General features: G+C 30.7%; 33 protein-coding genes. 30 read left to right on the forward strand and 3 right to left on the reverse strand.

Annotation, left to right across the window (positions count from 1 at the left end; all coding sequences use genetic code 11):
• The first annotated feature begins 78 nt into the window (after nucleotides 1-78).
• From V7S50_RS10380 to V7S50_RS10470, 19 genes are all read left to right on the forward strand, one after another.
• Nucleotides 79-657: a TerD family protein gene (locus tag V7S50_RS10380; protein ID WP_242248854.1), complete on the forward strand. Its 579-nt coding sequence runs from the start codon at nucleotides 79-81 to the stop codon at nucleotides 655-657.
• An 84-nt stretch (nucleotides 658-741) separates the two neighbouring features.
• Nucleotides 742-945: a hypothetical protein gene (locus tag V7S50_RS10385; protein ID WP_242248856.1), complete on the forward strand. Its 204-nt coding sequence runs from the start codon at nucleotides 742-744 to the stop codon at nucleotides 943-945.
• Between the two features lie 17 nt (nucleotides 946-962).
• Entirely contained in the window at nucleotides 963-1,127 is a 165-nt protein-coding gene (locus V7S50_RS10390) for a hypothetical protein (RefSeq protein WP_242298904.1), read from the forward strand.
• Nucleotides 1,128-1,162: 35 nt separating this feature from the next.
• Entirely contained in the window at nucleotides 1,163-1,510 is a 348-nt protein-coding gene (locus V7S50_RS10395; protein WP_336376077.1) for a hypothetical protein, read from the forward strand.
• Nucleotides 1,511-1,980: 470 nt separating this feature from the next.
• Nucleotides 1,981-2,616 carry a hypothetical protein gene (locus V7S50_RS10400; RefSeq protein ID WP_336376075.1) on the forward strand — a complete coding sequence of 212 codons (636 nt, stop codon included), beginning with the start codon at nucleotides 1,981-1,983 and terminating at the stop codon, nucleotides 2,614-2,616.
• Nucleotides 2,591-3,175 (forward strand): hypothetical protein, encoded by a 585-nt coding sequence (locus V7S50_RS10405; RefSeq protein WP_336376074.1) that lies wholly within the window; start codon nucleotides 2,591-2,593, stop codon nucleotides 3,173-3,175. The genes V7S50_RS10400 and V7S50_RS10405 overlap by 26 nt, the downstream gene beginning before the upstream one ends.
• A 185-nt stretch (nucleotides 3,176-3,360) precedes the next feature.
• Nucleotides 3,361-3,687, forward strand: coding sequence for a hypothetical protein (locus tag V7S50_RS10410; protein ID WP_336376073.1), 327 nt, complete (start codon nucleotides 3,361-3,363; stop codon nucleotides 3,685-3,687).
• A gap of 24 nt (nucleotides 3,688-3,711) precedes the next feature.
• Nucleotides 3,712-3,909 carry a hypothetical protein gene (locus V7S50_RS10415; protein WP_336376072.1) on the forward strand — a complete coding sequence of 66 codons (198 nt, stop codon included), beginning with the start codon at nucleotides 3,712-3,714 and terminating at the stop codon, nucleotides 3,907-3,909.
• Nucleotides 3,910-4,092: 183 nt separating this feature from the next.
• Nucleotides 4,093-4,467 (forward strand): hypothetical protein, encoded by a 375-nt coding sequence (locus tag V7S50_RS10420; RefSeq protein ID WP_242298909.1) that lies wholly within the window; start codon nucleotides 4,093-4,095, stop codon nucleotides 4,465-4,467.
• A gap of 179 nt (nucleotides 4,468-4,646) precedes the next feature.
• The gene (locus V7S50_RS10425) at nucleotides 4,647-5,048 is read left to right on the forward strand and encodes a hypothetical protein (protein ID WP_242298910.1); all 402 of its coding nucleotides are present in this window, start codon (nucleotides 4,647-4,649) and stop codon (nucleotides 5,046-5,048) included.
• A complete protein-coding gene (locus V7S50_RS10430; RefSeq protein ID WP_336376071.1) occupies nucleotides 5,045-5,461 on the forward strand; it encodes a helix-turn-helix domain-containing protein in 417 nt (138 codons plus the stop codon). The genes V7S50_RS10425 and V7S50_RS10430 overlap by 4 nt, the downstream gene beginning before the upstream one ends.
• Nucleotides 5,462-5,563: 102 nt before the next feature.
• The gene (locus V7S50_RS10435; RefSeq protein ID WP_319790761.1) at nucleotides 5,564-6,301 is read left to right on the forward strand and encodes a hypothetical protein; all 738 of its coding nucleotides are present in this window, start codon (nucleotides 5,564-5,566) and stop codon (nucleotides 6,299-6,301) included.
• Nucleotides 6,302-6,457: 156 nt separating this feature from the next.
• A complete protein-coding gene (locus tag V7S50_RS10440; protein WP_336376070.1) occupies nucleotides 6,458-6,859 on the forward strand; it encodes a DUF6908 domain-containing protein in 402 nt (133 codons plus the stop codon).
• A gap of 49 nt (nucleotides 6,860-6,908) precedes the next feature.
• The gene (locus V7S50_RS10445) at nucleotides 6,909-7,325 is read left to right on the forward strand and encodes a hypothetical protein (protein WP_336584250.1); all 417 of its coding nucleotides are present in this window, start codon (nucleotides 6,909-6,911) and stop codon (nucleotides 7,323-7,325) included.
• Between the two features lie 124 nt (nucleotides 7,326-7,449).
• On the forward strand, nucleotides 7,450-7,881 hold the full coding sequence (locus tag V7S50_RS10450) for a hypothetical protein (protein ID WP_099009454.1): 432 nt from the start codon (nucleotides 7,450-7,452) through the stop codon (nucleotides 7,879-7,881).
• 290 nt (nucleotides 7,882-8,171) lie between these two features.
• On the forward strand, nucleotides 8,172-8,330 hold the full coding sequence (locus V7S50_RS10455; RefSeq protein ID WP_170951674.1) for a hypothetical protein: 159 nt from the start codon (nucleotides 8,172-8,174) through the stop codon (nucleotides 8,328-8,330).
• A gap of 95 nt (nucleotides 8,331-8,425) precedes the next feature.
• Nucleotides 8,426-9,232, forward strand: a complete 807-nt coding sequence (locus V7S50_RS10460; protein ID WP_333728354.1) for a hypothetical protein — start codon at nucleotides 8,426-8,428, stop codon at nucleotides 9,230-9,232.
• Between the two features lie 12 nt (nucleotides 9,233-9,244).
• Nucleotides 9,245-9,406 (forward strand): hypothetical protein, encoded by a 162-nt coding sequence (locus tag V7S50_RS10465; protein ID WP_327820086.1) that lies wholly within the window; start codon nucleotides 9,245-9,247, stop codon nucleotides 9,404-9,406.
• A gap of 175 nt (nucleotides 9,407-9,581) precedes the next feature.
• Nucleotides 9,582-9,983, forward strand: coding sequence for a hypothetical protein (locus V7S50_RS10470; RefSeq protein ID WP_333728356.1), 402 nt, complete (start codon nucleotides 9,582-9,584; stop codon nucleotides 9,981-9,983).
• A 326-nt stretch (nucleotides 9,984-10,309) separates the two neighbouring features.
• On the opposite strand, the gene V7S50_RS10475 is transcribed toward V7S50_RS10470, so the two are convergent.
• Complete coding sequence (locus tag V7S50_RS10475) at nucleotides 10,310-10,630, reverse strand: DUF3846 domain-containing protein (RefSeq protein ID WP_333728359.1); 321 nt, start codon at nucleotides 10,628-10,630, stop codon at nucleotides 10,310-10,312.
• Nucleotides 10,631-10,781: 151 nt separating this feature from the next.
• Nucleotides 10,782-11,396, reverse strand: coding sequence for a protein sprT (locus tag V7S50_RS10480; RefSeq protein ID WP_333728360.1), 615 nt, complete (start codon nucleotides 11,394-11,396; stop codon nucleotides 10,782-10,784).
• Nucleotides 11,397-11,841: 445 nt separating this feature from the next.
• Here V7S50_RS10480 and V7S50_RS10485 point away from each other — a divergent pair, with 445 nt between their 5' ends.
• The 3 genes from V7S50_RS10485 (at nucleotide 11,842) to V7S50_RS10495 (ending at nucleotide 14,709) form a co-directional block, all read left to right on the forward strand.
• Nucleotides 11,842-12,618: a DarT1-associated NADAR antitoxin family protein gene (locus tag V7S50_RS10485; protein ID WP_333728361.1), complete on the forward strand. Its 777-nt coding sequence runs from the start codon at nucleotides 11,842-11,844 to the stop codon at nucleotides 12,616-12,618.
• A gap of 163 nt (nucleotides 12,619-12,781) precedes the next feature.
• A complete protein-coding gene (locus V7S50_RS10490) occupies nucleotides 12,782-13,402 on the forward strand; it encodes a hypothetical protein (RefSeq protein ID WP_336376068.1) in 621 nt (206 codons plus the stop codon).
• 140 nt (nucleotides 13,403-13,542) lie between these two features.
• Nucleotides 13,543-14,709: a DUF2325 domain-containing protein gene (locus V7S50_RS10495; RefSeq protein WP_336376067.1), complete on the forward strand. Its 1,167-nt coding sequence runs from the start codon at nucleotides 13,543-13,545 to the stop codon at nucleotides 14,707-14,709.
• Nucleotides 14,710-14,760: 51 nt separating this feature from the next.
• On the opposite strand, the gene V7S50_RS10500 is transcribed toward V7S50_RS10495, so the two are convergent.
• A complete protein-coding gene (locus tag V7S50_RS10500) occupies nucleotides 14,761-14,925 on the reverse strand; it encodes a hypothetical protein (protein WP_336376066.1) in 165 nt (54 codons plus the stop codon).
• A 103-nt stretch (nucleotides 14,926-15,028) separates the two neighbouring features.
• On the opposite strand from V7S50_RS10500, the gene V7S50_RS10505 reads away from it, so the two are divergent.
• The 8 genes from V7S50_RS10505 (at nucleotide 15,029) to V7S50_RS10540 (ending at nucleotide 18,478) form a co-directional block, all read left to right on the forward strand.
• Nucleotides 15,029-15,316, forward strand: a complete 288-nt coding sequence (locus tag V7S50_RS10505) for a hypothetical protein (RefSeq protein WP_336376065.1) — start codon at nucleotides 15,029-15,031, stop codon at nucleotides 15,314-15,316.
• Nucleotides 15,300-15,494, forward strand: coding sequence for a hypothetical protein (locus V7S50_RS10510; RefSeq protein WP_086877325.1), 195 nt, complete (start codon nucleotides 15,300-15,302; stop codon nucleotides 15,492-15,494). Before V7S50_RS10505 ends, V7S50_RS10510 begins: the two co-directional genes overlap by 17 nt.
• A 22-nt stretch (nucleotides 15,495-15,516) precedes the next feature.
• On the forward strand, nucleotides 15,517-15,798 hold the full coding sequence (locus tag V7S50_RS10515; protein ID WP_086877322.1) for a hypothetical protein: 282 nt from the start codon (nucleotides 15,517-15,519) through the stop codon (nucleotides 15,796-15,798).
• A gap of 193 nt (nucleotides 15,799-15,991) precedes the next feature.
• Nucleotides 15,992-16,207: a hypothetical protein gene (locus V7S50_RS10520; RefSeq protein ID WP_336376064.1), complete on the forward strand. Its 216-nt coding sequence runs from the start codon at nucleotides 15,992-15,994 to the stop codon at nucleotides 16,205-16,207.
• 38 nt (nucleotides 16,208-16,245) lie between these two features.
• Nucleotides 16,246-16,551 (forward strand): hypothetical protein, encoded by a 306-nt coding sequence (locus V7S50_RS10525; RefSeq protein WP_242297488.1) that lies wholly within the window; start codon nucleotides 16,246-16,248, stop codon nucleotides 16,549-16,551.
• Nucleotides 16,552-16,894: 343 nt separating this feature from the next.
• Complete coding sequence (locus V7S50_RS10530; protein ID WP_336376063.1) at nucleotides 16,895-17,518, forward strand: hypothetical protein; 624 nt, start codon at nucleotides 16,895-16,897, stop codon at nucleotides 17,516-17,518.
• Nucleotides 17,519-17,567: 49 nt separating this feature from the next.
• Nucleotides 17,568-17,852, forward strand: a complete 285-nt coding sequence (locus V7S50_RS10535; protein WP_336376062.1) for a hypothetical protein — start codon at nucleotides 17,568-17,570, stop codon at nucleotides 17,850-17,852.
• A complete protein-coding gene (locus V7S50_RS10540) occupies nucleotides 17,852-18,478 on the forward strand; it encodes a hypothetical protein (RefSeq protein ID WP_336376061.1) in 627 nt (208 codons plus the stop codon). The genes V7S50_RS10535 and V7S50_RS10540 overlap by 1 nt, the downstream gene beginning before the upstream one ends.

Raw genomic sequence — 18,478 nt, forward strand, 5'->3', positions numbered from 1 at the left:
TTTATATTGACTATAGTTGATATATGTGGTTTTATATAAGTAGAGCTTAAATCTTAATACATATTGGAGGAATTGATTATGGCAATTCAATTGCAAAAAGGACAAAAAGTAGACCTTACAAAAGGTAGAGAGAACCTGAAAAATGTAATGATTGGTTTAGGTTGGGATGTTAATGAATTTGATGGTGGTCATGATTTTGACTTAGATGCATCTGCGTTTCTATTAAATTCAGCAGGTAAATGTGCAAAAGACTTAGATTTTATTTTCTATAACAATCTAAAATCAACTTGTGGTTCTGTTGTTCATTCAGGTGACAACCTAACAGGTGGAGGAGACGGTGATGACGAGCAATTAGTTGTTCATTTAGACAAAGTACCTTCTAATGTTGAGGAAATTGCATTTACTGTAACAATCTACGATGCATTAAACCGTAATCAAAACTTTGGACAAGTAAAAAATGCATTTGTTCGTTTAGTGAATCAAGATACAGGAGAGGAAATCTTCCGCTTTGATTTAGGTGAAGACTTCTCAATTGAAACGGCTGTTGTGTTCTGTAAATTATACCGTCATAACGGTGAGTGGAAATTCAATGCTGTTGGAGCAGGTTTCCAAGGTGGCTTGGCCGCACTTGTAAAAGCATATGGTTTAGATGCTTAATAACTAAATTAAAAAAGAGGGAGATTTTGCTTCCTCTTTTTTTTATAGAATAAAATCTTACTTTAAATAGAAGGGGTGATGGAAATGGGAGCATTTTGTGGAGGAGCAGTCATTGTAAATCAAACGGATAGAGTTGTAGTTTCAGGGAGTTCTGTTATTCCTTTTCATAAAGAAATGAATGGACAAAACATAACAACGATAAATGGTAAGTGTTATATAGATGGATTTGAATTAGTGAATGGAAAATGGAAGAAGACATTTAAAGCATGGTGGCATAAAACATTTTAAAGGAAGAAGGGCATAGGATGAAGTATCACACGAATTACATAAGAGAGTCTGTGGTGAAAGGTAAAGTGGTTAGACGTTCGTTCTGGACAGTTTTAGAGGGGAATACACCACAGGAAGCAGTGAAACAAATCCCGAAAGAATATCAAGCAAAAGAGATTTTTATGATGCTTATGAAAGAATAAACAATTTATATGTGTATATAGAAGAGAGGTTAACAATGAATAAGTATGTAGTTATTTTTTACAACCGATTTGTAAATGAAATTCAAACTTACAAAGCAACCGCAGATAATGAGAGCGATGCAAAAGAAAAATTCTATGAAAGGTATCCCTCAAGTGCTTATGGTGATGACTGTATTGAAACGATAGAAACCTTAAATGATGATGATAAAAAATTAGAGCTAAATAATGATGATTTACAACGAATTTTAGAAAAGTGGTATTTTGCTTGGAATATGGAAGGGAACGGTAGCAAAGAAGATACGGTATTATCAAATAAGATTAGAGAGCATTTGAAAAAGGAGGGAGTTTTACAGACTTCCCCAAAAATAATTAAACGAAGATGAAGATATGCTAACCGTTGTAACGACTTTGATATTTTGCATTCTGCTTGGTATAGCTTTTTATGCAGATTGTGAATTAGGAAGATTAAGAGATGACATTAATAAATTAAATGAAAAGGAAGATGCTGTTTCGGAGTATGTAAAAAGACTTAATAATTCGAAAGGAATTTGATTATTTGAAAGTTAATAAATCGTTTCATATAGACATAAAAACAGTTGTAGAAAATCTTAAGAACAATCCTTTTTATAAAAAATCAAATCAAAAATTGGTAACCGAAGTGCAACTATATAAACATATTTCCAGTGAAGCTCCTTATATTCCATTACAATCACTACATCTGGGGAATGTTGATTTTGTAGCCAAAAGATAAACTTATTTTTCTTGTTATAGAGCTCTTTAGAAAATTCTATGATAAGTAGATATTAGAAAACAGGTATTCAATTTGAATTTATAAAAAGGGGATGTAAATGTTATGACAAAAGTAACTATTGAAATCACAAAGGAACAAGAACAATTATTGAAGGAATTTGCGAATCATCATTTTCCTGGTGCAGAAGCAAATCACGCAACAGGAAATCCGTATTTTGTAGTGCAAAGTAAAGTGTATGATTCAATTCCATATAATAGTGAAATTGAATCTTTGTTTGAAGACACACCACTTGCATTTAAAGTCAATGTGTATGGAAGTGAGTGGGTAGAATCTGAAGTAGAAGCTGTGAAATCATGGTTTTTATTTACAGGTGAAAATGCACATATTGAGATTGAATCATATGAAGAAATGCTTTATAAGGAGTATTCCAATCCATATGATGAGTTAATTACTGTGGAGAATTACAATGATTATTTTCAAGTGTTTGGGGTTGAAATGAAAGAAATTGCATGGAGAAAAGAATCGTATGTAGACAAAGCAATTTTCTTTATAAAGCCACAAGCAGAAGCTTATATGGAGTATCAAGCACATAATTTGAATGAACCTCGTATTTATGCGAAAGGACCAGGTTATGCGAATGATGGTGATTTTATCCCATTTAGAAATTTACTATTTTCTATTGGAAGTGAACTTGTAAAAGGAGATACCGAAAATGAGGGCACAAGAGCAACCGAATAAGATAAAAGACGATAAGTTAATTGTTGAAGTGTTAAAGGAAGTAAAAGAATTATATACGATTGTATTAAGCAGGAAGATTTCCGATGTTGAAGTCTTCATATTGAAATACATATCATTACTTTGTAAGTCTAAGCCTGAACTGTTAGAACTTAAAGAAGTCTGTGATAGCTTAGTAAAGCGATACCCAGAAGGGTGTGTGTATATAGATGAATCATTATTTGATAAAGCAAGAGAATCTGTGAATCCTGAGTTTAGAAGCTATTTTCCTTCAGGATATTTTGAAGCAGAAATGGTTGTGTTTTATATATACAATGCATACATTAAACAGGCGTTTGATGAGATTAGAAGTTTAGATATAAAAAGGGTAGATAGGTTTATACTTGATAAATTAGAAAGACATATCCAGAATACATTAGTGAATGACCCAAATTTTAAGGGGGATAATCCTTACTACAAAAGACATTATCGTGAATTAGATAGGTCTAAAAAAATATCTTTAAAATGTTTAGACTCAGATTTTGATGCCTACATAGAATATTTCTCTGAAGAAGAACAATAAGACTACTTTTTAGTGGTCTTTTTTGTTGTTAGTAAACAAGAAGTTAGAAAGATAACTTGGTTACATGGTCTTTTTATTTTCTTATGGATTTGCAATCCGCAGAGAAGATTGATTTCGCTCACTTAATTCATTGACTATAGTTAATAAATTTAGTATGATTTTTTATATGAAGGAGGATATTTCATATGGATGATTTTATTGAGTTACTTATTGGATTTATTGTTATTATGTTCGGCATATCGCTGATTTATTTGTTTTTAAGTGGTTTCATCGGGTCAATTGAACACAAAAATCAAATATATGAGTCTCAGATTAGAGAAGAGATTGCAAAAGAAGTTCATGTTTCTGAATCGAAAATTATTCTAAAGAATAAAGAACCGAATATCTATCAAGCGGATACTGAAAAAGGAGTATATTCTGTTGAAGTAAATGATAGAGATAGTGAAAAACCAAAGATTAAAAGAATTGTAGAAATAAAAATCACCACGAAAGAAGTAGATGATAGTAAATAAAAAATATTTTAAGGAGGTAATAAAATGGATGGAACGATTTTGTTTTATGCATTTTTAGCAACCTTATTAGGTTCTATAATCGGAACAATTATATGCGTTATAACAACACCAAAAGGAGAGAAATATGATTGGGAAATTGCTAAAGGGTGTCTTTATGGATTTTTAATATGGTGGGGAATCATGTGGATAACGTATATTTTTATAACATATTTTTTAAAATGATGAAATTGTTTAAAAGTAAAGGTTAAAATCCTATTTCACTGCTACTCAATTTCTGTTTGATATCAAAATGGAAGTGGGAGTAGATGTTCAAAATGGTGAGCTAATGACTTTTCTTTGCACTAACATGTTTCATAAGAAATATTTTAAAAATAAATGAATTTTAATGGAGAGGAATTGTGGTAAATGAGTAAGAAAGAAGCTTGGGAAGTTGTAATTGCTGTAGTCATATTTATTTCTGTTCTATGCGTACTATATTTTACAGCGACTTCGTTATACGAAAAGGATAATAAATACATAAAAAACAAAAACATTGCTATACTGGCTATTGTTGCTGATGAGTTGGATATACCTCAAAGAGAAGTCGTAATAAAAAAAGATATTAATGAAAATGAAGACAGAGAAGAGTTAGAGTTAGGATTATATACAGCAACAACTTCAAAAGGTATATATAAATTTAAAATAAAAGAAACAATTGAAGCTGGTAAGCTGTTAAAAGGGGAATCTAAACCAGTTATAGAAAATATAGCTCAAGTAAAAATGAGTTCTACAGATAAGTAAATCAATTAATTTAAATAAATTGATTAAAATTAAGTGGGTCTATTAGAAAAAATTGTAGTTAGTCGGTGTTTTCTATGAGCACATCAAAAGATGATTTTTAATTAAAAATGGACATAAAAAAATGACAAGTCTATTATCACGAAAATGAATCGTTTGAACATCTTACAAAAGGAGTAATTATGGTGGTTAAATTGGATAAAGAAGAAAATGAAAAACAAAAGAATATAAGGTTCACTTATGATTTTATGGATAGTGAATGGATTCCTCCAGTTGTGCTATTCATCCTTGTTGTATTATTTGTATTTTGTGGATTTTGGGCATTAAAGGTTCAAGGAGAAAGGCTATTTCAAATAGTAGAGGATACTGATGGTGACATAGAAAGAACTAAAGTAATTGCTAAAGAAATTGGTGTGAATGAGAAAGAGATTGTATTAGAGCAGGGAAATTCATATGATGTTTATACAGCAACTACGTCTAAAGGAACTTACAAAGTAAAAATCAAATATGAAAAAGATAAACCAGTAATTAAGAACATGTCAGAAGTAAATTTATATTTGAAAGAGAATAAGGATGAATCATGAAAAGAAGAAAGGTGGAAATCCTTTCTTTTTTTGTTTATGATAGAACTAATTATGAGTTTGTAAAGGATGGGTATTCATTGGACGTAGTGGGAGTATTTAAAAAACGATTAAGATTAGCAAGAAAATGGAGTGGACTCACTCAAGAGGAACTTGCGATAAAAGTGAATACGAAAAAAACTACCATATCTAATTATGAAACAGGCTATAGTACGCCCTCTATAGAAATGTTAGATTTATTATGCGATGTATTGAATGTGTCATCGGATTTTCTTTTGGGAAGAACGGATGAACCTTCATTATCTTCTTCGCAGGTTAATCATATAAATCAGGAATTGCTAACGAAAATAGATACTGCAATAGAAATATTGAAAGAAAGTAAAGAGTGTATCCCAGGCATCTTACCCAAAGAGTAAGATGTTTTTTATTTGGGTTATGAAAGTAAACCTCTCGTTCTAAGATATAAAGAATTTATAAAACAGGTATTTGAAAAATTCTTTTGAAAGGAACGAGTTCATATGAAAAATCAAAATTTCTTATCGTTATTAGGAGCAAAAAATAAAAAGGTATTTGTAATGCCAGAAGGATATGACAAAATCATAGTCTCCGCTACTCAAATGGAGAAAATCGAGAAATGGTACGAGGCAAATTATAATATTGAAAATGGTGGTTTCCCATTAGAAAAAGGCGTAATTGAACTGGAAGTGAAAATGAATCGATTATCGCAGGGAACTTATCTTCAGTTTGAATTACATGAAAAAGATATTCATGTTACTCTTTATGATGCATATGGTGATATAATCATAGAATTTCACTCTTATATATATAAAGGGAAAATCAGAAATAAAATTGTAAATACTTATGATTTAAAGAAATATAAGTTAGAAAAAGAGTTTGCGTTAGCGAAAGACAAGCTAATGCTATATTCCTTAAATATCTTTATGCAAGTAAGTTACTTTATGATGAATTTTATGGAAGATAAAGAAGTTGTTCATATGAAAGAAAGTAATTATAGTAATACAGAAACAAAGGATACAACACAGGTCGGAAAAAACAGTAGAAAAATAGGTAGAAAAACCTATAGATTTAGCATCCGTGAAGAACTTCCTAAAAGAGAATACCATGCAAAGACAATGGCCTGGACAAGAAGAGGTCATTGGAGATATTTGAAAGATGGTAGGAAGGTCTTTGTAAAGCAGACGGTTGTAAGGAGAAAGCCAGATGCACAAGTAGAAACGGGAGAATATAAATTATAATTAAGTATATAATCTGATTTAGACCTCTTTATAGAAAGAGGTCTTTTTTCGTGAATAATAAAGTATTTTCTTATATTTAATTCATCGCAAAAGTATAATACTTAGGATATAAAAATTAGGTATTTAATTGAATTTATTTTAAAAGGAGCGATTCAAATGAATTTTAAATTTAAAGCATTTCGCAAAGTGATGGAAAAGATTATTGTAAAACATGGAAGAACATCGGTTGAAGAATTCTTTAAGAAAGACGAAGTTTCTATACGTATTGAACAAGATAGTTTCTTGCCATTTGTTGTTGAAAAAGCAGGTGATATGTTATTCATTGGTTTTTATAGAAAACAAAATGGAGACCTTATCTCTGACCCTGTATTTGTATTCCAAGTGAAAAACGATATATGGTATCCAATTCGATTAGAACAAGCAATGGGTGATACTATGTTTGGAATGTTTGATGAAGATGGAAGTTACTTGTATAAGCGACATACAACGAAGAGTGTAAAGTCGTTTGCAACGGACTGCTCAAAAGAATGGAAGATTTATTTCATAGATGAAGATTGATAAGAAAAATCAAATAAGCAGAGTTAATGCAGTATAAAAGGGGCGAATAATGATGGTTGATGAAGACTTAAGATGCGAAAAATGTGAGCATTTTTTCACATATAAAGAAATTGAAGAATGTAAAACAATTTATTGTGAAAAATTAGGGATTTTAGTTTGTGAAGATTGTGATAAACAAATGAAAATGAATGATATAGAAAAGAAGGAGCAACCTATTATGAAAAAGTTCGATAATTTAGCAACAACTTTAGTTTCAAAATGGCATGGAAACAAAGTAAAGGAAGTTGTTCTGGAAAATCTGAATATGGATGATGTAGAATTGATGGCTTTAGTCGGTGAGACCGTTGAGAAAGAAATGGAAGAAACATTACTACCTGTAGGTGAAGGATATGCTTCAGAGATAATGATTGATAGCTTTAAAGATATAGACTATAGGGCTCTTATTGCGTATTACAAAGAATCATAATTATAAAATTAACCAAGCAAATAATTTCGCTTGGTTTTTTTATATTTTCCCTATGAAAATCTATAATAAATGGATTATAACAAAACAGGTATTTACAGAAATCAATTATTAAGGAGTGTTTTGTATGTGTAAAAAGGTAATTCGAGTAAGTGGTGGATTATATGTTAAGAAAATGAGAAAGGGTTCATCATTTGGACGAGCAGTGTTATTCACATTAGATTTACAGGAAGCGAAACATATAGAAGATAGAGATATGGAAGACTTAATTCCCTATTTGAATAAACATGTTGGGGAAAATAAATTTAAGTTTGAGTCAATTCAAGTACGATTAGCAGAACAGCCAGTGTTCAAATCATCTATCGTATATATTGAATTGAAATCTGGTGAAGTCATAGAAAACAAGGATTCTGAAGGGTTTAATTTGGCAACTGTTTCAGAAATTAAACAGCAATTACAATCAACACGAACGTATTATTGCTGTGTGGATGAAGTTAATACAGTAACGATTCAGTCATTGGATGTAAAAAGAATATGGAGTGAACGAGAGAGTGCGTAGTTGTGCTCTCTTTTTATTGATTGTAGTAAGTATGAAGGGAAATGGATGATTCCCTGAATTAAGTAGAAACTGCTCATGCCCTTCTGTGATTATTATTTGTCGTTATAAATACTATAATCCGATATAACAAGTGGATAGAGGAACGAGATACCTGGCTAAAAAATCTCATTGAGGTGTGGGAGACCTGGCAAAATAATTCCTGAGAGGTGTGAAGGACCTGGCTTAAAAACTTCTCCACTTGTATTTGTCTAAGCAAGATTTATTTAGAGGAACAGGAAGAAGGTGTTTATATGAAGACTAAAATATTCACAGCATTAACAGACAGTGGATTAGAGAAAAAATTGAACCAATTCTTAGCGAATCCATCTATAAAATTTGTTACTGCCAGTTATTCATGGGGTTGTTCAGTCTTGGTTGTATATGAAGATTTATCCGAAGAGACCAATTAGGTCTCTTTTATTTTTTTTATTGACTATAGTCTATATTGATAGTATTATAAAAATAAGTTATTAACTATAGTCGATGAAAAGGATGGTGAATATAGATGAAATACATTATCAAAACAAGAGCAGAGCGGTTGAATTTCAAAAAAACAGAGCTTTTCTCTCAAATAAATAAACTTAGCGTATCTTTAGGATTGAATTCTACTTGGGCAGTAGGACATCTTATAAAACTTTGTAAAAAAAGCAAAGCGAGAAACTTTTACGAGTGGGAATCCTATTACTTTGCAAGTGGTAAGAAAAGAAACGGTTTAATTAAACGAATGAAACCTGAAAAACAAGATGTGGTAAGAAAATATTCTATTCATGAAAAAGAAGCAGAGAACATCAAGAGTGTACTCTCTTACAAAGAACGAAATGTGAATTTCGAGTATGGCCGAAAATTAGAAGATATTTTTGAAATGGGTGAATTTCTGTATGATGAAGCAACAAAGCGTGGAAAGAAATATGTCTCTATAAATGATTATGTGAATTTCATTTATATTTCCGTCATTGATGTTCCCTGGATGGGATTTGCTCGTGAAATCAATGCCATTTCAACGTTACATGAAAGATTCAAATGGTTGAGATTTCAAAGGGCAAAAGATAGTGAAGATATGGAATTCGCTATTGATTATAAAATTTTTAGAGCGGATAAATTATTGGGAGCCATTCAAATTAAATCAGAAAAAGAATTGAAGCATGGTCGAAAAGGGAAAAAATGCCCTTCTCCAAATGTAAAAAGAGCAAAAGAAAAAAGCAAAGTCTATTCAGATAAAAAGAATGTTCCTGTTCTGTTTGTATATGCAGAAGAACATGGGAAAATTGTAAACAAAAGCGTGATACAACAAATATATAACTTATGTGCCTGAAAAGGGAAAGGAATGGAAAAGACCATGATTGCTGAAAGACTTAAAGAAGTGTTAGATGCAAATGATGACAAGTGTGTAATGATAAAAAATGGTCTACTCTATTACAGTATTGATGATGTTGAAGTAGACGAAAACAGTGGATTAATTCTAATAAATGTAAGTCTGGATAAATAATTTAAATTAGTTTTTATCCGACAAAAGATATAAATTATATTCCTAAAAAGCGGAGTACAACATGTGCTCTGTTTTTTATTGGGATTGAATATTCTTCTATTAAAATGCTTATAGTATTCATTGGAATATATAAACAAGGTGTTAATGGGTATTAACTGAAAGTGAGTGAGGCAACATGCTAAAAATCTACAATGATAACATACCGAAAAAATCTTTATTTCTATTTTTAGAAAAGGCAAAAAAACTATTTGGTTTATCATCCATTCATATGTTTTTCTTGCCTTGCAATTATACAGAATTACAGGTGAAAGAAATTATTGAGGTTTCAAAGTCAAGAGAGAGACATATTCAGTATATGTTACAAACAAATGAAGATGATTTTGTATTTAAAAATACAATTGTATTTACTTCTTTTGAGTGGACCAGGGATACGCAATTAAAGCTATTGAAGTATTTATACATGTCTAAAATGTGGAATTCGAAAAAGTATGTATCGGATAGGGATGTAAATTCAATTGTTAGATATGCCTATCAGCATTATTTTCATCAAGAAGAGAATATGCAATTATCAGCATAAAGAACTATGTTCAAATTTATTTTGGATGTAGTTCTTTTGTTTTTGGAATAAACATGATAATACGCATCTATAATTAGATATGGTGTAAAAAACCTACAAAATAGTTTTTCTTTTGAAAAGCATACATACAGGTTTCTGTAGTTAATGTTATGAGAAGAACAGCTCGGCTACCTATGGCATTAACACTGTAAAACATGGCGAACCGAATAACATGTGTAGCGAGCAGATAAAGTCGATAATACGGGTGGCGACCCGTAAGACCCTTCTGTGTAAGGGTACTCAAGAGAAGGTAGATGAATGGTATATATTCATCTACCTTTTGCGTTTTATTTAGAGAAGTAAATGCCTCTTTGGGCAATTAATCGTTCTATTTGTTTAATATCCTCATCTGTTAAACTACCTAACTCTCCATGTCGAGTAGTATCATATTTTGAAATAATCATCAGCCCTGCAATTCCCAAAGGATTCTTAGGTAATTCTTTCATGAGACCATCTTCATCACATAACCCTACAAAACCAAATCCAAATGAAACTTGCTCTAAATACCCGCCACCAATTAAATCTTTTAAGGATTCTAATGTATTCGGAACCTCTTTTATGTAAGCTGTGTCACCATCAATCTGTATTAATCGAATTGTCTCACTCATGAGATGGAAAACCCCTTTCAAATTTAAATAAATGTTGTTAATATGTATTATACATGAAAAAAGACATCCTAATATGGATGCCTAACTTTTAATTGATATTTTTGTAGGATTCGGATAAATTTATAATTATTAGTACAAGGGATTTTTTGTGCTACCTAAGATTATTAGATGCTATCTCGAATGCTTTTCTTGCTTCGTCATTATGAAGATTTGCAGTTTCACCTGCTCCAACTTTTATTAATTCTTCTGCAAAACGAACATCTCTATCTCGATATTCCTCACCAGTTATATGTAAGTACCAGTGACATAATTCATGAAGAAGAATCTTCTCAAATTCATTTTCTTCAACCAAAATCAAAAATTCGGACCTGAAAATAAGAGATTCTGTTCCTGCGTGATATGCACCCAAATACGTTGTTTCCAAAGGTTCATATGGGTCAAACACAATGTTTGGTCGATTGTTTATGCCCCAGTGTTTTGAAATAAGATAGTCCATTTTATTTCTTACTGTTGAAGGGGTAAATGAACAATGACTTCTTAATTTATTAACTTCCTCTTGTGTAGCAAGTCTGACATTTTTATCTTGGAAAAACTCTACTTCAAATTCACGCTGATGTACTCCGTAAGAACCGAATAATGAGATGGTGTCATAAAACTCTGCATCATCATCTTCATATTTCCCTCTTCGAATCACAAACATAATTGTTTTGCTTTCTGTTAGCCCATCATCATAAGTATAATGTCCACCAATTGTTATTGTTTTCATTATTAATTCTCCTCAATTTAGAATAGTATAATCTCTTTTTTTATAATTATTATTTACTATTTTTTAGTGAATTTTCCTGATGCGCTTTCATCATGCAGGATAGAATTCTATTCGAATTATATTTTTTATGTATGTATTGCACGTATTTTTTGCTATCAGATACCTGACGTTCCCCAATCTTATTGCATTTTGGACAACGTAATAGTGATTTGTCTGGTAAAATTCGTTTCCTTTTTGTATGGTCCACAATTAATGTGTCTTCTAACATAAGTAATTCCACCTTAAGTTTTATTTCAATGTACGTTTGCATTACCTGGTTTTTATAAGTTATTTTATTATACTTCAATTTCTCAGCAATTATAATTGCTGAGAAAACTCAATAGAATACAGTAGATATTTTATAAATTAGGTATATTTCATATTGGATGAAGAGGAGCGGTTTCAGATGACTGTATTTTATGGAATTGAATTAGTAGAGGAATCAGGCGTAATTAATGAATTAGGGAAGTTTAAAGATATATTTCCTGCCATTTTTACGGAAGAAGACGTGATGGAAGGTACAGCAAAGATGGATATTGAAAAAGCAAAAGAACTATTGATGTTTGTTATTGGGAGAGAAAAAGTGGAAAAGAAGATTTTACGTGAAATTGAGAATGTAGGTATATTAAGAGGAGCAGATGTTTCGCCAAATATCCTTCAGATACGTAAGTTAAACGTATTAGAATGCTCTACAAAAGGCGATAAGCGTTTTTCAGCACTATCTGCAAAAGTTTCAGTACATGACGTATTTGACACTATAGAAAACCATTATCAGAAGTCTAAAGTGTTTAAAGACGAAAGTGGTTCTTATTACACTTGTAAAAAGTGGGAGAATGCAAAAGGGAAAAAACCAGTTGCGTGTAAAATAGGAAATACGATTCTATCAATTGAATATCTATCAATGTTTTATGAATTACTTTGGTACAAGTATTTAAAAAGTAATGAGTATTTAATAGATGTATTAGCTAAATTTGATGAGTACCATGATATGTTTAAAAGTAAAAAATCAATAGTATGTCAAGCAGATACAATTCGAGAATATATGAAAAATGAAAATGATGAATGGTATGCGAAAGACGAAAGAGGGAAAGCATTATTAGAGAAGTGTAAACCACTTAACCAGGCTCTTCGTATTGGAAAATCAGATGATAAATTTAAAGACATTCAAATTGAAGTGCGTTGATATCATGTACATAAAGAAAGGAATATTGTAAAGTAAGGTAGAGAGTATATCTCTGCCTTTTTCTTTATACATAGAATAATGACATTTACAATCGTTTATAATAAGTGATTATATATAAATAGGTATTCAATACAGAATGAATTAAAAAGGAGATTGACTAATAATGAAAAAGCAATTTACAATGGATGAAAATATGGATAGATTACTGGATTTATTACACAAAAAGAAAGAAGAGCATGGATTAGATTATCAAGGAATTGGTGAAGTGGTTGCTGTTTCCAATCCATTAACAGGTCGAAGCATTCTTGTTGATGTTTGGGGACATGATGAGTTGTCTGATTTAAAAGGTGCGAGTCATCGCATGGCAATTTATGAAGTATTTAAAGATGCAAAAGAAAATCAATATGGTGTAGAAGTTGAACCTGCAAAGCTATTGTATAAAGCGAGTCAACCAAAACGTATGATGGATTGGGTAGTTAGTGAATTGAAAGATAATCAAAACAGAGAATTAATCGAAAAGAAAATAGAAACGATGGATGAATATTTTCAATTAAGCTGTTATGACTCATTGATTGAAAACCTATCTATAGAAGAGTTGAACAAGGTTCTTGAACGTTTAGAAGAGGAATGTACAGATGTTGCAGTTGTGATGGATAACAAAACATATGTTGTCGAAATTAAAACTGTGGACGATGAAAAAGATTTACATGTTTTATCAGCAGATGAATATAAGCGTAGATATGGCGTATCAGAGGAAGATTTTAACGATAAATTTGATATGTAATATCGCCCATCAAGATAGAAAGGCTACGAAACTCGTAGTCTTTTTTCTTTGTATAAAATCCAATATCTTCTTGATTTCCTTTTGCAATTATTCACCTCTTTATATAATATGAATATATGAATGGAAAGGGGTTATTTTCTGTGGATAATGTATTAGTTGAACAAATAAAAAAAGAGTTAGTTCAAACAATTGAATGTTTAAAATTGGAGCATTTAGATGAGCACAAAAAGGTAATAAAGAAATATTTTGATGTATTGGAGAATATTAAAGGTTTAGAGAAGAAGAAGAGGAGTTTACAGGGTGTTCTTGCTGATAATACAAGACAGATACAAGAAGATGCTTCTATAGAGAATACAGAAAGAAGTAATGTAGAAGCAGAAACTACAGATTTTAAGGAGAAAAAATCTGATAGCATAAAGAGTGAAGATAAAGAAATAGAAGATGATAAAATACATAACTCCTTAGATATTGCAAAAAACAAAATGTATTTATTTGAACGAAAAATTAGAGGTGGATTCGTACCTGAAATTGATGGTTTTGTACCTGAGAAAGTGATTAGAGATTTAGGGTTGAAACATCATGATTATGTCTATGCAATAGAAGATGGTTATGCGAATGGAGACATGAAAAAATATCAATATTCTTTAGCGAAACGAACAGAAAAACCTGTTGATGATAACCGAGTTCAAGTTAATTTATGCCCGATAGAAAAAGATGGAAACATGTTAGTTGTACGGAAAAGTTTAGAAGATGGACGAGATATAAAGTTTGGAGAGGTACCCTATTCATTCCTATTAAATGTGGATGAAGTTATTGATTTGAAACTAAAAGAAGAAATGATTGTAGACATTGCTTATCCTGCTGATAAACCAGATAGAGTAAAGGTTATTTGGATTTATGATGTAAGAGATAGTGAACCAGAAGCAACATTGGTTTTTCAAAGTAAGCGTACAGCAAGTAAAAAAGAAGAAAAACATGTGGAAGAAGATGAAATTGTAATAGATGAAGATGCTTTAAAGGGAAAAAGTATTCTCATTATAGGGAATGAGCCTAAAAAGGCCATCTATAAAGCCAGTATTGAGCAAAGAGGAGGTTCTTTTCTATGGGCAGATGCAAGAAGTCACGTTACGATACTGGAGCCACTTGTAAAGAAATCTGATATGGTTATATTTTTACTCAAAGTATCTAAACATGTTGCGATGAAGCAAATCAAGGCACTGTGTAAAGAAAGAGATATTCCATTCCTTACTACATTTAGTACAGGAAAATCTACCATTGTAAAAATGGCAGAAGAGACAGAAGTTTAAAACATAAAGCAAAGAGAAAGCCGTCTTAATGATGGCTTTTTGTATGTATTCTTATGATTTTTCAACTTTCTTTTCGGAATCTGTAAAAATAATCTCTCCGTTTCCCCCTTTAATAACCTCGAATCCTGCTTCAGTTAACTCTTTATCAAACTCTTCATCTGTCATGTTGTTAAACATGTTTATAATCCGTTTTTCCATTTCTTCTATGCTCTCCACTTACGTCACCTTCTTTTAAATCATTCTGTAGACTTTCTAATTGAAATTCTATATAATTCATTATATATAGTCAATAAAAATAATGTTTAAGGGGGATGGAATAATGAATGATGCTAAGATAGATTGGGAATCTGAATTAAGAGACAATCTCCTATTTCAATTACATATACATTATAAATATAAAAAAGAGGATTTAAAAAAACAAGCTACAAGAGATTTGTTTTGCTTATTCTATAAAGAATGGGAACGAGAAAATAAATCAGTGGAAATTACAGAAGGTATTAAGATGTGTATTCTTGCAATTAGTAAAAAAATAGGATGGGTAGCTGAAACAGATGGTGAGTTGGTATTGAATATAAACAGGAGCGATAGCAATGAAGAAAATAAGTAAATCTGTTCAACGAAAACTGTACAAAATGTTTGAAGAAGTAGTTGATAGAGGGAGTTCTGATAAAATCCAAGTAATGTTAGACTTTGGTAATAAAGTGGATTTTAATAAAGAGCGTGAACGAACAGATTCTTTAAAGAAAGAATTTTTAAGTCATTTGGAAGATGGGATAGTTAATTAGAAAAAAGAGGGTGGAAAGAATAATGAAAAAGTCTGATAAAAAAGATGTTTTGGAAAGAATGCTTTATGAAGTAGAAGTGGAATCAGATTTAGCGGAAGAAGGCGGATTTTCCGAGTATGACCAGAGTGAAATAGAATTTTTACATAATACTTTAATAAACCATCTAAGTGCTAAAGGAATAGAACTTTATATGGATTTCATTGAGAATTGTACTAAAGTAGGTATACAAAAGAAAAAAGCCACTACAAAAGAAGAAATGATTGAGAATTTAAAGAAAGATGGCAGATATAGAGGTTGCAGATAAAATTAAGTATTATCTTTTTAAAATAATATAATTTTATGTTATATTTTATATGCAGTATTTAAAAAAATATGTACATAACAAAACAAAATACAAAATAATAGGATGCTATAAAGTAGCGTCTTTTTTTATATAATAAATAGATTTCGATATAAATAAGGTATAAAAGATTATTGATTAAAAAGGAGAATTTAAAATGTTTACAGATGTACAACGAAAAATGATTAAAAATGGCGTGAGAAATTTAGAGATTTTTGGTTACTCAGGTAAAGTAACAGAAGAGAATATTTTAAATCATCCCTTCTTTTCAAAGTATTTCAAGAAAGAATTAGAAAATTGTTTAGGGGAAGGTTATGATAAAGATATTAAAGGATTATTGAGTGTAATCGAAAAAAGAAGTAAGATTGCATAAATGGATATAAATAAATTAATTAAAAAGGAGATTTTTATATGAGAACATTAGTTGTTTCAGAAACTTCATTTATAAAAAATGAAAATAAATTCAAGGTTGAAGGCGTTACTTCGGACGTAAGTCTTCGTAGAGGATACAAAACAGAAGATGATGGTGTATTATGGGGGATGCAACATGCTACTGTTATGAAAGCAAATTATAGTGAAGATGATAAGTTACATAGTAAAAGAATGAGAGAATACGCTCCAATTAAAAATGGAGAAACAGTTGTAATTGAGGGTAATGAATATGTAGCCAGACTTTTAGGTAATTATTCTTCTTGTGTTATTTTTGACCCGAAATAATTAGTGATAATGATGTATTTGTAATAAATATAGAAAGGACTTCTCATATATGAGAAGTCTCTTTTTTTAGTCATAGATTAGCATACTTTTATATATTATAAGTTATTAATATACAAATCAGGTATTTCAAATGAAATTAATTCGTGATAAAAAGGGAGAGCTTATAAATGACAAATATTAAAAATGAACTTAAAGAATTCACTTAGTTCTGTTACCACAATAAAATGAAAAGACATTCGTTTCGATTATGATGAAATGAATGTCTTTTTTATTTACTATAGTAAATACAATTTATTGTTGTTATAATAAAAAATAGATACCTTATGAAGGGGAGACTGATGAAATGTTTAAGATTTTTGATGAAAATAGTAATAGATTATACGATTACCAGGATTTTTTGAGAAAAGATATACCTTATCAAATAGGCTTAGATGGAAAGGTATATAAAGCTATGAATGTCTTTGAATTAGTAGAGGTTCCTTATGCAAAATTACTCCATGTTTCTGAACGGAAGGATGAAAGAGGAACGTTAATAACAGAAGGTGATATTTTACAGTTTCCATTTGCGAGAGGTCTTGTAATCTACAAAGACTCAAGTTTTTGGATTCATTGGTTAGATTGGAACCAGAGATGCTGTTTTCCTGCATATGATTCGTTAGGAATGGAACGAATATTACACACTACGGAATTGAATTCTCTCATTATTGATAGTATTTATTTGAAAGAAGAGAATTTTGATGAAAATGTTTTAAAACAAGCAAAGATTCATGTGAAAACCCATCAAGAGTATGAATTATTAACTCTTTTACTAATCCGTATGACCAGTCTGAAAGAGTTTGAAATGCGAACAGAAGACGTAAGATTATGGAAAGAAGAACCAAAGGATAATGACATTACAATTTATGCAAAACTAACTGAGAAAGAATTCTTTAGGATTTTACAACATCATGATTGTAAATGGCTTTAAGAACTAAGGTTATCTTCATAACTTTTAATGGATGAAGGATGAATGAGGCATGTATGTATATTTTTTAGGGATTGATGACCATTTTTGTTTGCAATTCGTTTCAAACAGAAGGAAAGCTGAAAGATGGATAAATCAACAATTACAACTATATGAAATTTGCTATAAAGGTATGGTTAGTGAATACAATGTTTTGGCAAATAGAGAATTCGTTAAACAAATAGATAGATTTAAAGGATATGAAAGTAGTATCAATGAAAATACCTTCTCATGTAGAAGGTTAGGGAATCAGCTGAGAAAACGATTGGAAGAAGAAGGGGAAGGGAGGAGGAAATAATGGAGAAAAACTTGATTGAAGCAGAGATAAACCACATAGAAGCAGAGAGAGACATAAATGAAATATATACATTTCTTTCATTTTTAGGGTGGGCAGTTTATTTCTCTTTCTTTAAGATTGTTTTGGGGAGAAACTTCCCAAATTGGGTAGACATTTCAACTATCAAAGGATTCTTTTTTTATGTAGTTGTGAATGGATTACTGTTTGGGATAGCTGTATGGTTTGTAATTCGGGAATGTTTATTAGAGGGAAAAGTAGAGAAATTAGAAAGTCAATTGAAGAGAAAAAGGAGTAGTTTAAAAATGAGTGTGCAATCACATTACATCATGATTGGAGCTAACATTGGGTACGAGAAAGAGAATGAAGAGGATTGGGAAAAGTATGAGGTATATAGAGACGGGAATCATCCATCTAAAATACGATATATAAGTGATGGAAATACGGGTAAATACTTTGTCGTTGGTAAAGTATTAGCATATGACCCAGAAGGTTTTGAAGGGTTATCTATGTTTGAATACAATGAATCGTTATACGTGGAGGATAAAAAAGAGATTAAAGAACATGTGAAAGAACATTTTGATATGGATATAGAGCCTACCTTAATTGTTTTTACACATTGGCGTTAG

Source organism: Bacillus sp. CCNWLW194 (assembly GCF_037120585.1).
GTDB lineage: Bacteria > Bacillota > Bacilli > Bacillales > Bacillaceae_G > Bacillus_A > Bacillus_A basilensis.

What these genes read in the sequence shown, in the direction of transcription:
- V7S50_RS10380 (WP_242248854.1), top strand. Translation starts at nt 79, where the DNA reads ATGGCAATTCAATTGCAAAAAGGACAAAAAGTAGACCTTACAAAAGGT.
- V7S50_RS10385 (WP_242248856.1), top strand. Translation starts at nt 742, where the DNA reads ATGGGAGCATTTTGTGGAGGAGCAGTCATTGTAAATCAAACGGATAGA.
- V7S50_RS10390 (WP_242298904.1), top strand. Translation starts at nt 963, where the DNA reads ATGAAGTATCACACGAATTACATAAGAGAGTCTGTGGTGAAAGGTAAA.
- V7S50_RS10395 (WP_336376077.1), top strand. Translation starts at nt 1,163, where the DNA reads ATGAATAAGTATGTAGTTATTTTTTACAACCGATTTGTAAATGAAATT.
- V7S50_RS10400 (WP_336376075.1), top strand. Translation starts at nt 1,981, where the DNA reads ATGACAAAAGTAACTATTGAAATCACAAAGGAACAAGAACAATTATTG.
- V7S50_RS10405 (WP_336376074.1), top strand. Translation starts at nt 2,591, where the DNA reads ATGAGGGCACAAGAGCAACCGAATAAGATAAAAGACGATAAGTTAATT.
- V7S50_RS10410 (WP_336376073.1), top strand. Translation starts at nt 3,361, where the DNA reads ATGGATGATTTTATTGAGTTACTTATTGGATTTATTGTTATTATGTTC.
- V7S50_RS10415 (WP_336376072.1), top strand. Translation starts at nt 3,712, where the DNA reads ATGGATGGAACGATTTTGTTTTATGCATTTTTAGCAACCTTATTAGGT.
- V7S50_RS10420 (WP_242298909.1), top strand. Translation starts at nt 4,093, where the DNA reads ATGAGTAAGAAAGAAGCTTGGGAAGTTGTAATTGCTGTAGTCATATTT.
- V7S50_RS10425 (WP_242298910.1), top strand. Translation starts at nt 4,647, where the DNA reads ATGGTGGTTAAATTGGATAAAGAAGAAAATGAAAAACAAAAGAATATA.
- V7S50_RS10430 (WP_336376071.1), top strand. Translation starts at nt 5,045, where the DNA reads ATGAAAAGAAGAAAGGTGGAAATCCTTTCTTTTTTTGTTTATGATAGA.
- V7S50_RS10435 (WP_319790761.1), top strand. Translation starts at nt 5,564, where the DNA reads ATGAAAAATCAAAATTTCTTATCGTTATTAGGAGCAAAAAATAAAAAG.
- V7S50_RS10440 (WP_336376070.1), top strand. Translation starts at nt 6,458, where the DNA reads ATGAATTTTAAATTTAAAGCATTTCGCAAAGTGATGGAAAAGATTATT.
- V7S50_RS10445 (WP_336584250.1), top strand. Translation starts at nt 6,909, where the DNA reads ATGATGGTTGATGAAGACTTAAGATGCGAAAAATGTGAGCATTTTTTC.
- V7S50_RS10450 (WP_099009454.1), top strand. Translation starts at nt 7,450, where the DNA reads ATGTGTAAAAAGGTAATTCGAGTAAGTGGTGGATTATATGTTAAGAAA.
- V7S50_RS10455 (WP_170951674.1), top strand. Translation starts at nt 8,172, where the DNA reads ATGAAGACTAAAATATTCACAGCATTAACAGACAGTGGATTAGAGAAA.
- V7S50_RS10460 (WP_333728354.1), top strand. Translation starts at nt 8,426, where the DNA reads ATGAAATACATTATCAAAACAAGAGCAGAGCGGTTGAATTTCAAAAAA.
- V7S50_RS10465 (WP_327820086.1), top strand. Translation starts at nt 9,245, where the DNA reads ATGGAAAAGACCATGATTGCTGAAAGACTTAAAGAAGTGTTAGATGCA.
- V7S50_RS10470 (WP_333728356.1), top strand. Translation starts at nt 9,582, where the DNA reads ATGCTAAAAATCTACAATGATAACATACCGAAAAAATCTTTATTTCTA.
- V7S50_RS10475 (WP_333728359.1), bottom strand. Translation starts at nt 10,630, where the DNA reads ATGAGTGAGACAATTCGATTAATACAGATTGATGGTGACACAGCTTAC.
- V7S50_RS10480 (WP_333728360.1), bottom strand. Translation starts at nt 11,396, where the DNA reads ATGAAAACAATAACAATTGGTGGACATTATACTTATGATGATGGGCTA.
- V7S50_RS10485 (WP_333728361.1), top strand. Translation starts at nt 11,842, where the DNA reads ATGACTGTATTTTATGGAATTGAATTAGTAGAGGAATCAGGCGTAATT.
- V7S50_RS10490 (WP_336376068.1), top strand. Translation starts at nt 12,782, where the DNA reads ATGAAAAAGCAATTTACAATGGATGAAAATATGGATAGATTACTGGAT.
- V7S50_RS10505 (WP_336376065.1), top strand. Translation starts at nt 15,029, where the DNA reads ATGAATGATGCTAAGATAGATTGGGAATCTGAATTAAGAGACAATCTC.
- V7S50_RS10510 (WP_086877325.1), top strand. Translation starts at nt 15,300, where the DNA reads ATGAAGAAAATAAGTAAATCTGTTCAACGAAAACTGTACAAAATGTTT.
- V7S50_RS10515 (WP_086877322.1), top strand. Translation starts at nt 15,517, where the DNA reads ATGAAAAAGTCTGATAAAAAAGATGTTTTGGAAAGAATGCTTTATGAA.
- V7S50_RS10520 (WP_336376064.1), top strand. Translation starts at nt 15,992, where the DNA reads ATGTTTACAGATGTACAACGAAAAATGATTAAAAATGGCGTGAGAAAT.
- V7S50_RS10525 (WP_242297488.1), top strand. Translation starts at nt 16,246, where the DNA reads ATGAGAACATTAGTTGTTTCAGAAACTTCATTTATAAAAAATGAAAAT.
- V7S50_RS10530 (WP_336376063.1), top strand. Translation starts at nt 16,895, where the DNA reads ATGTTTAAGATTTTTGATGAAAATAGTAATAGATTATACGATTACCAG.
- V7S50_RS10535 (WP_336376062.1), top strand. Translation starts at nt 17,568, where the DNA reads ATGTATGTATATTTTTTAGGGATTGATGACCATTTTTGTTTGCAATTC.
- V7S50_RS10540 (WP_336376061.1), top strand. Translation starts at nt 17,852, where the DNA reads ATGGAGAAAAACTTGATTGAAGCAGAGATAAACCACATAGAAGCAGAG.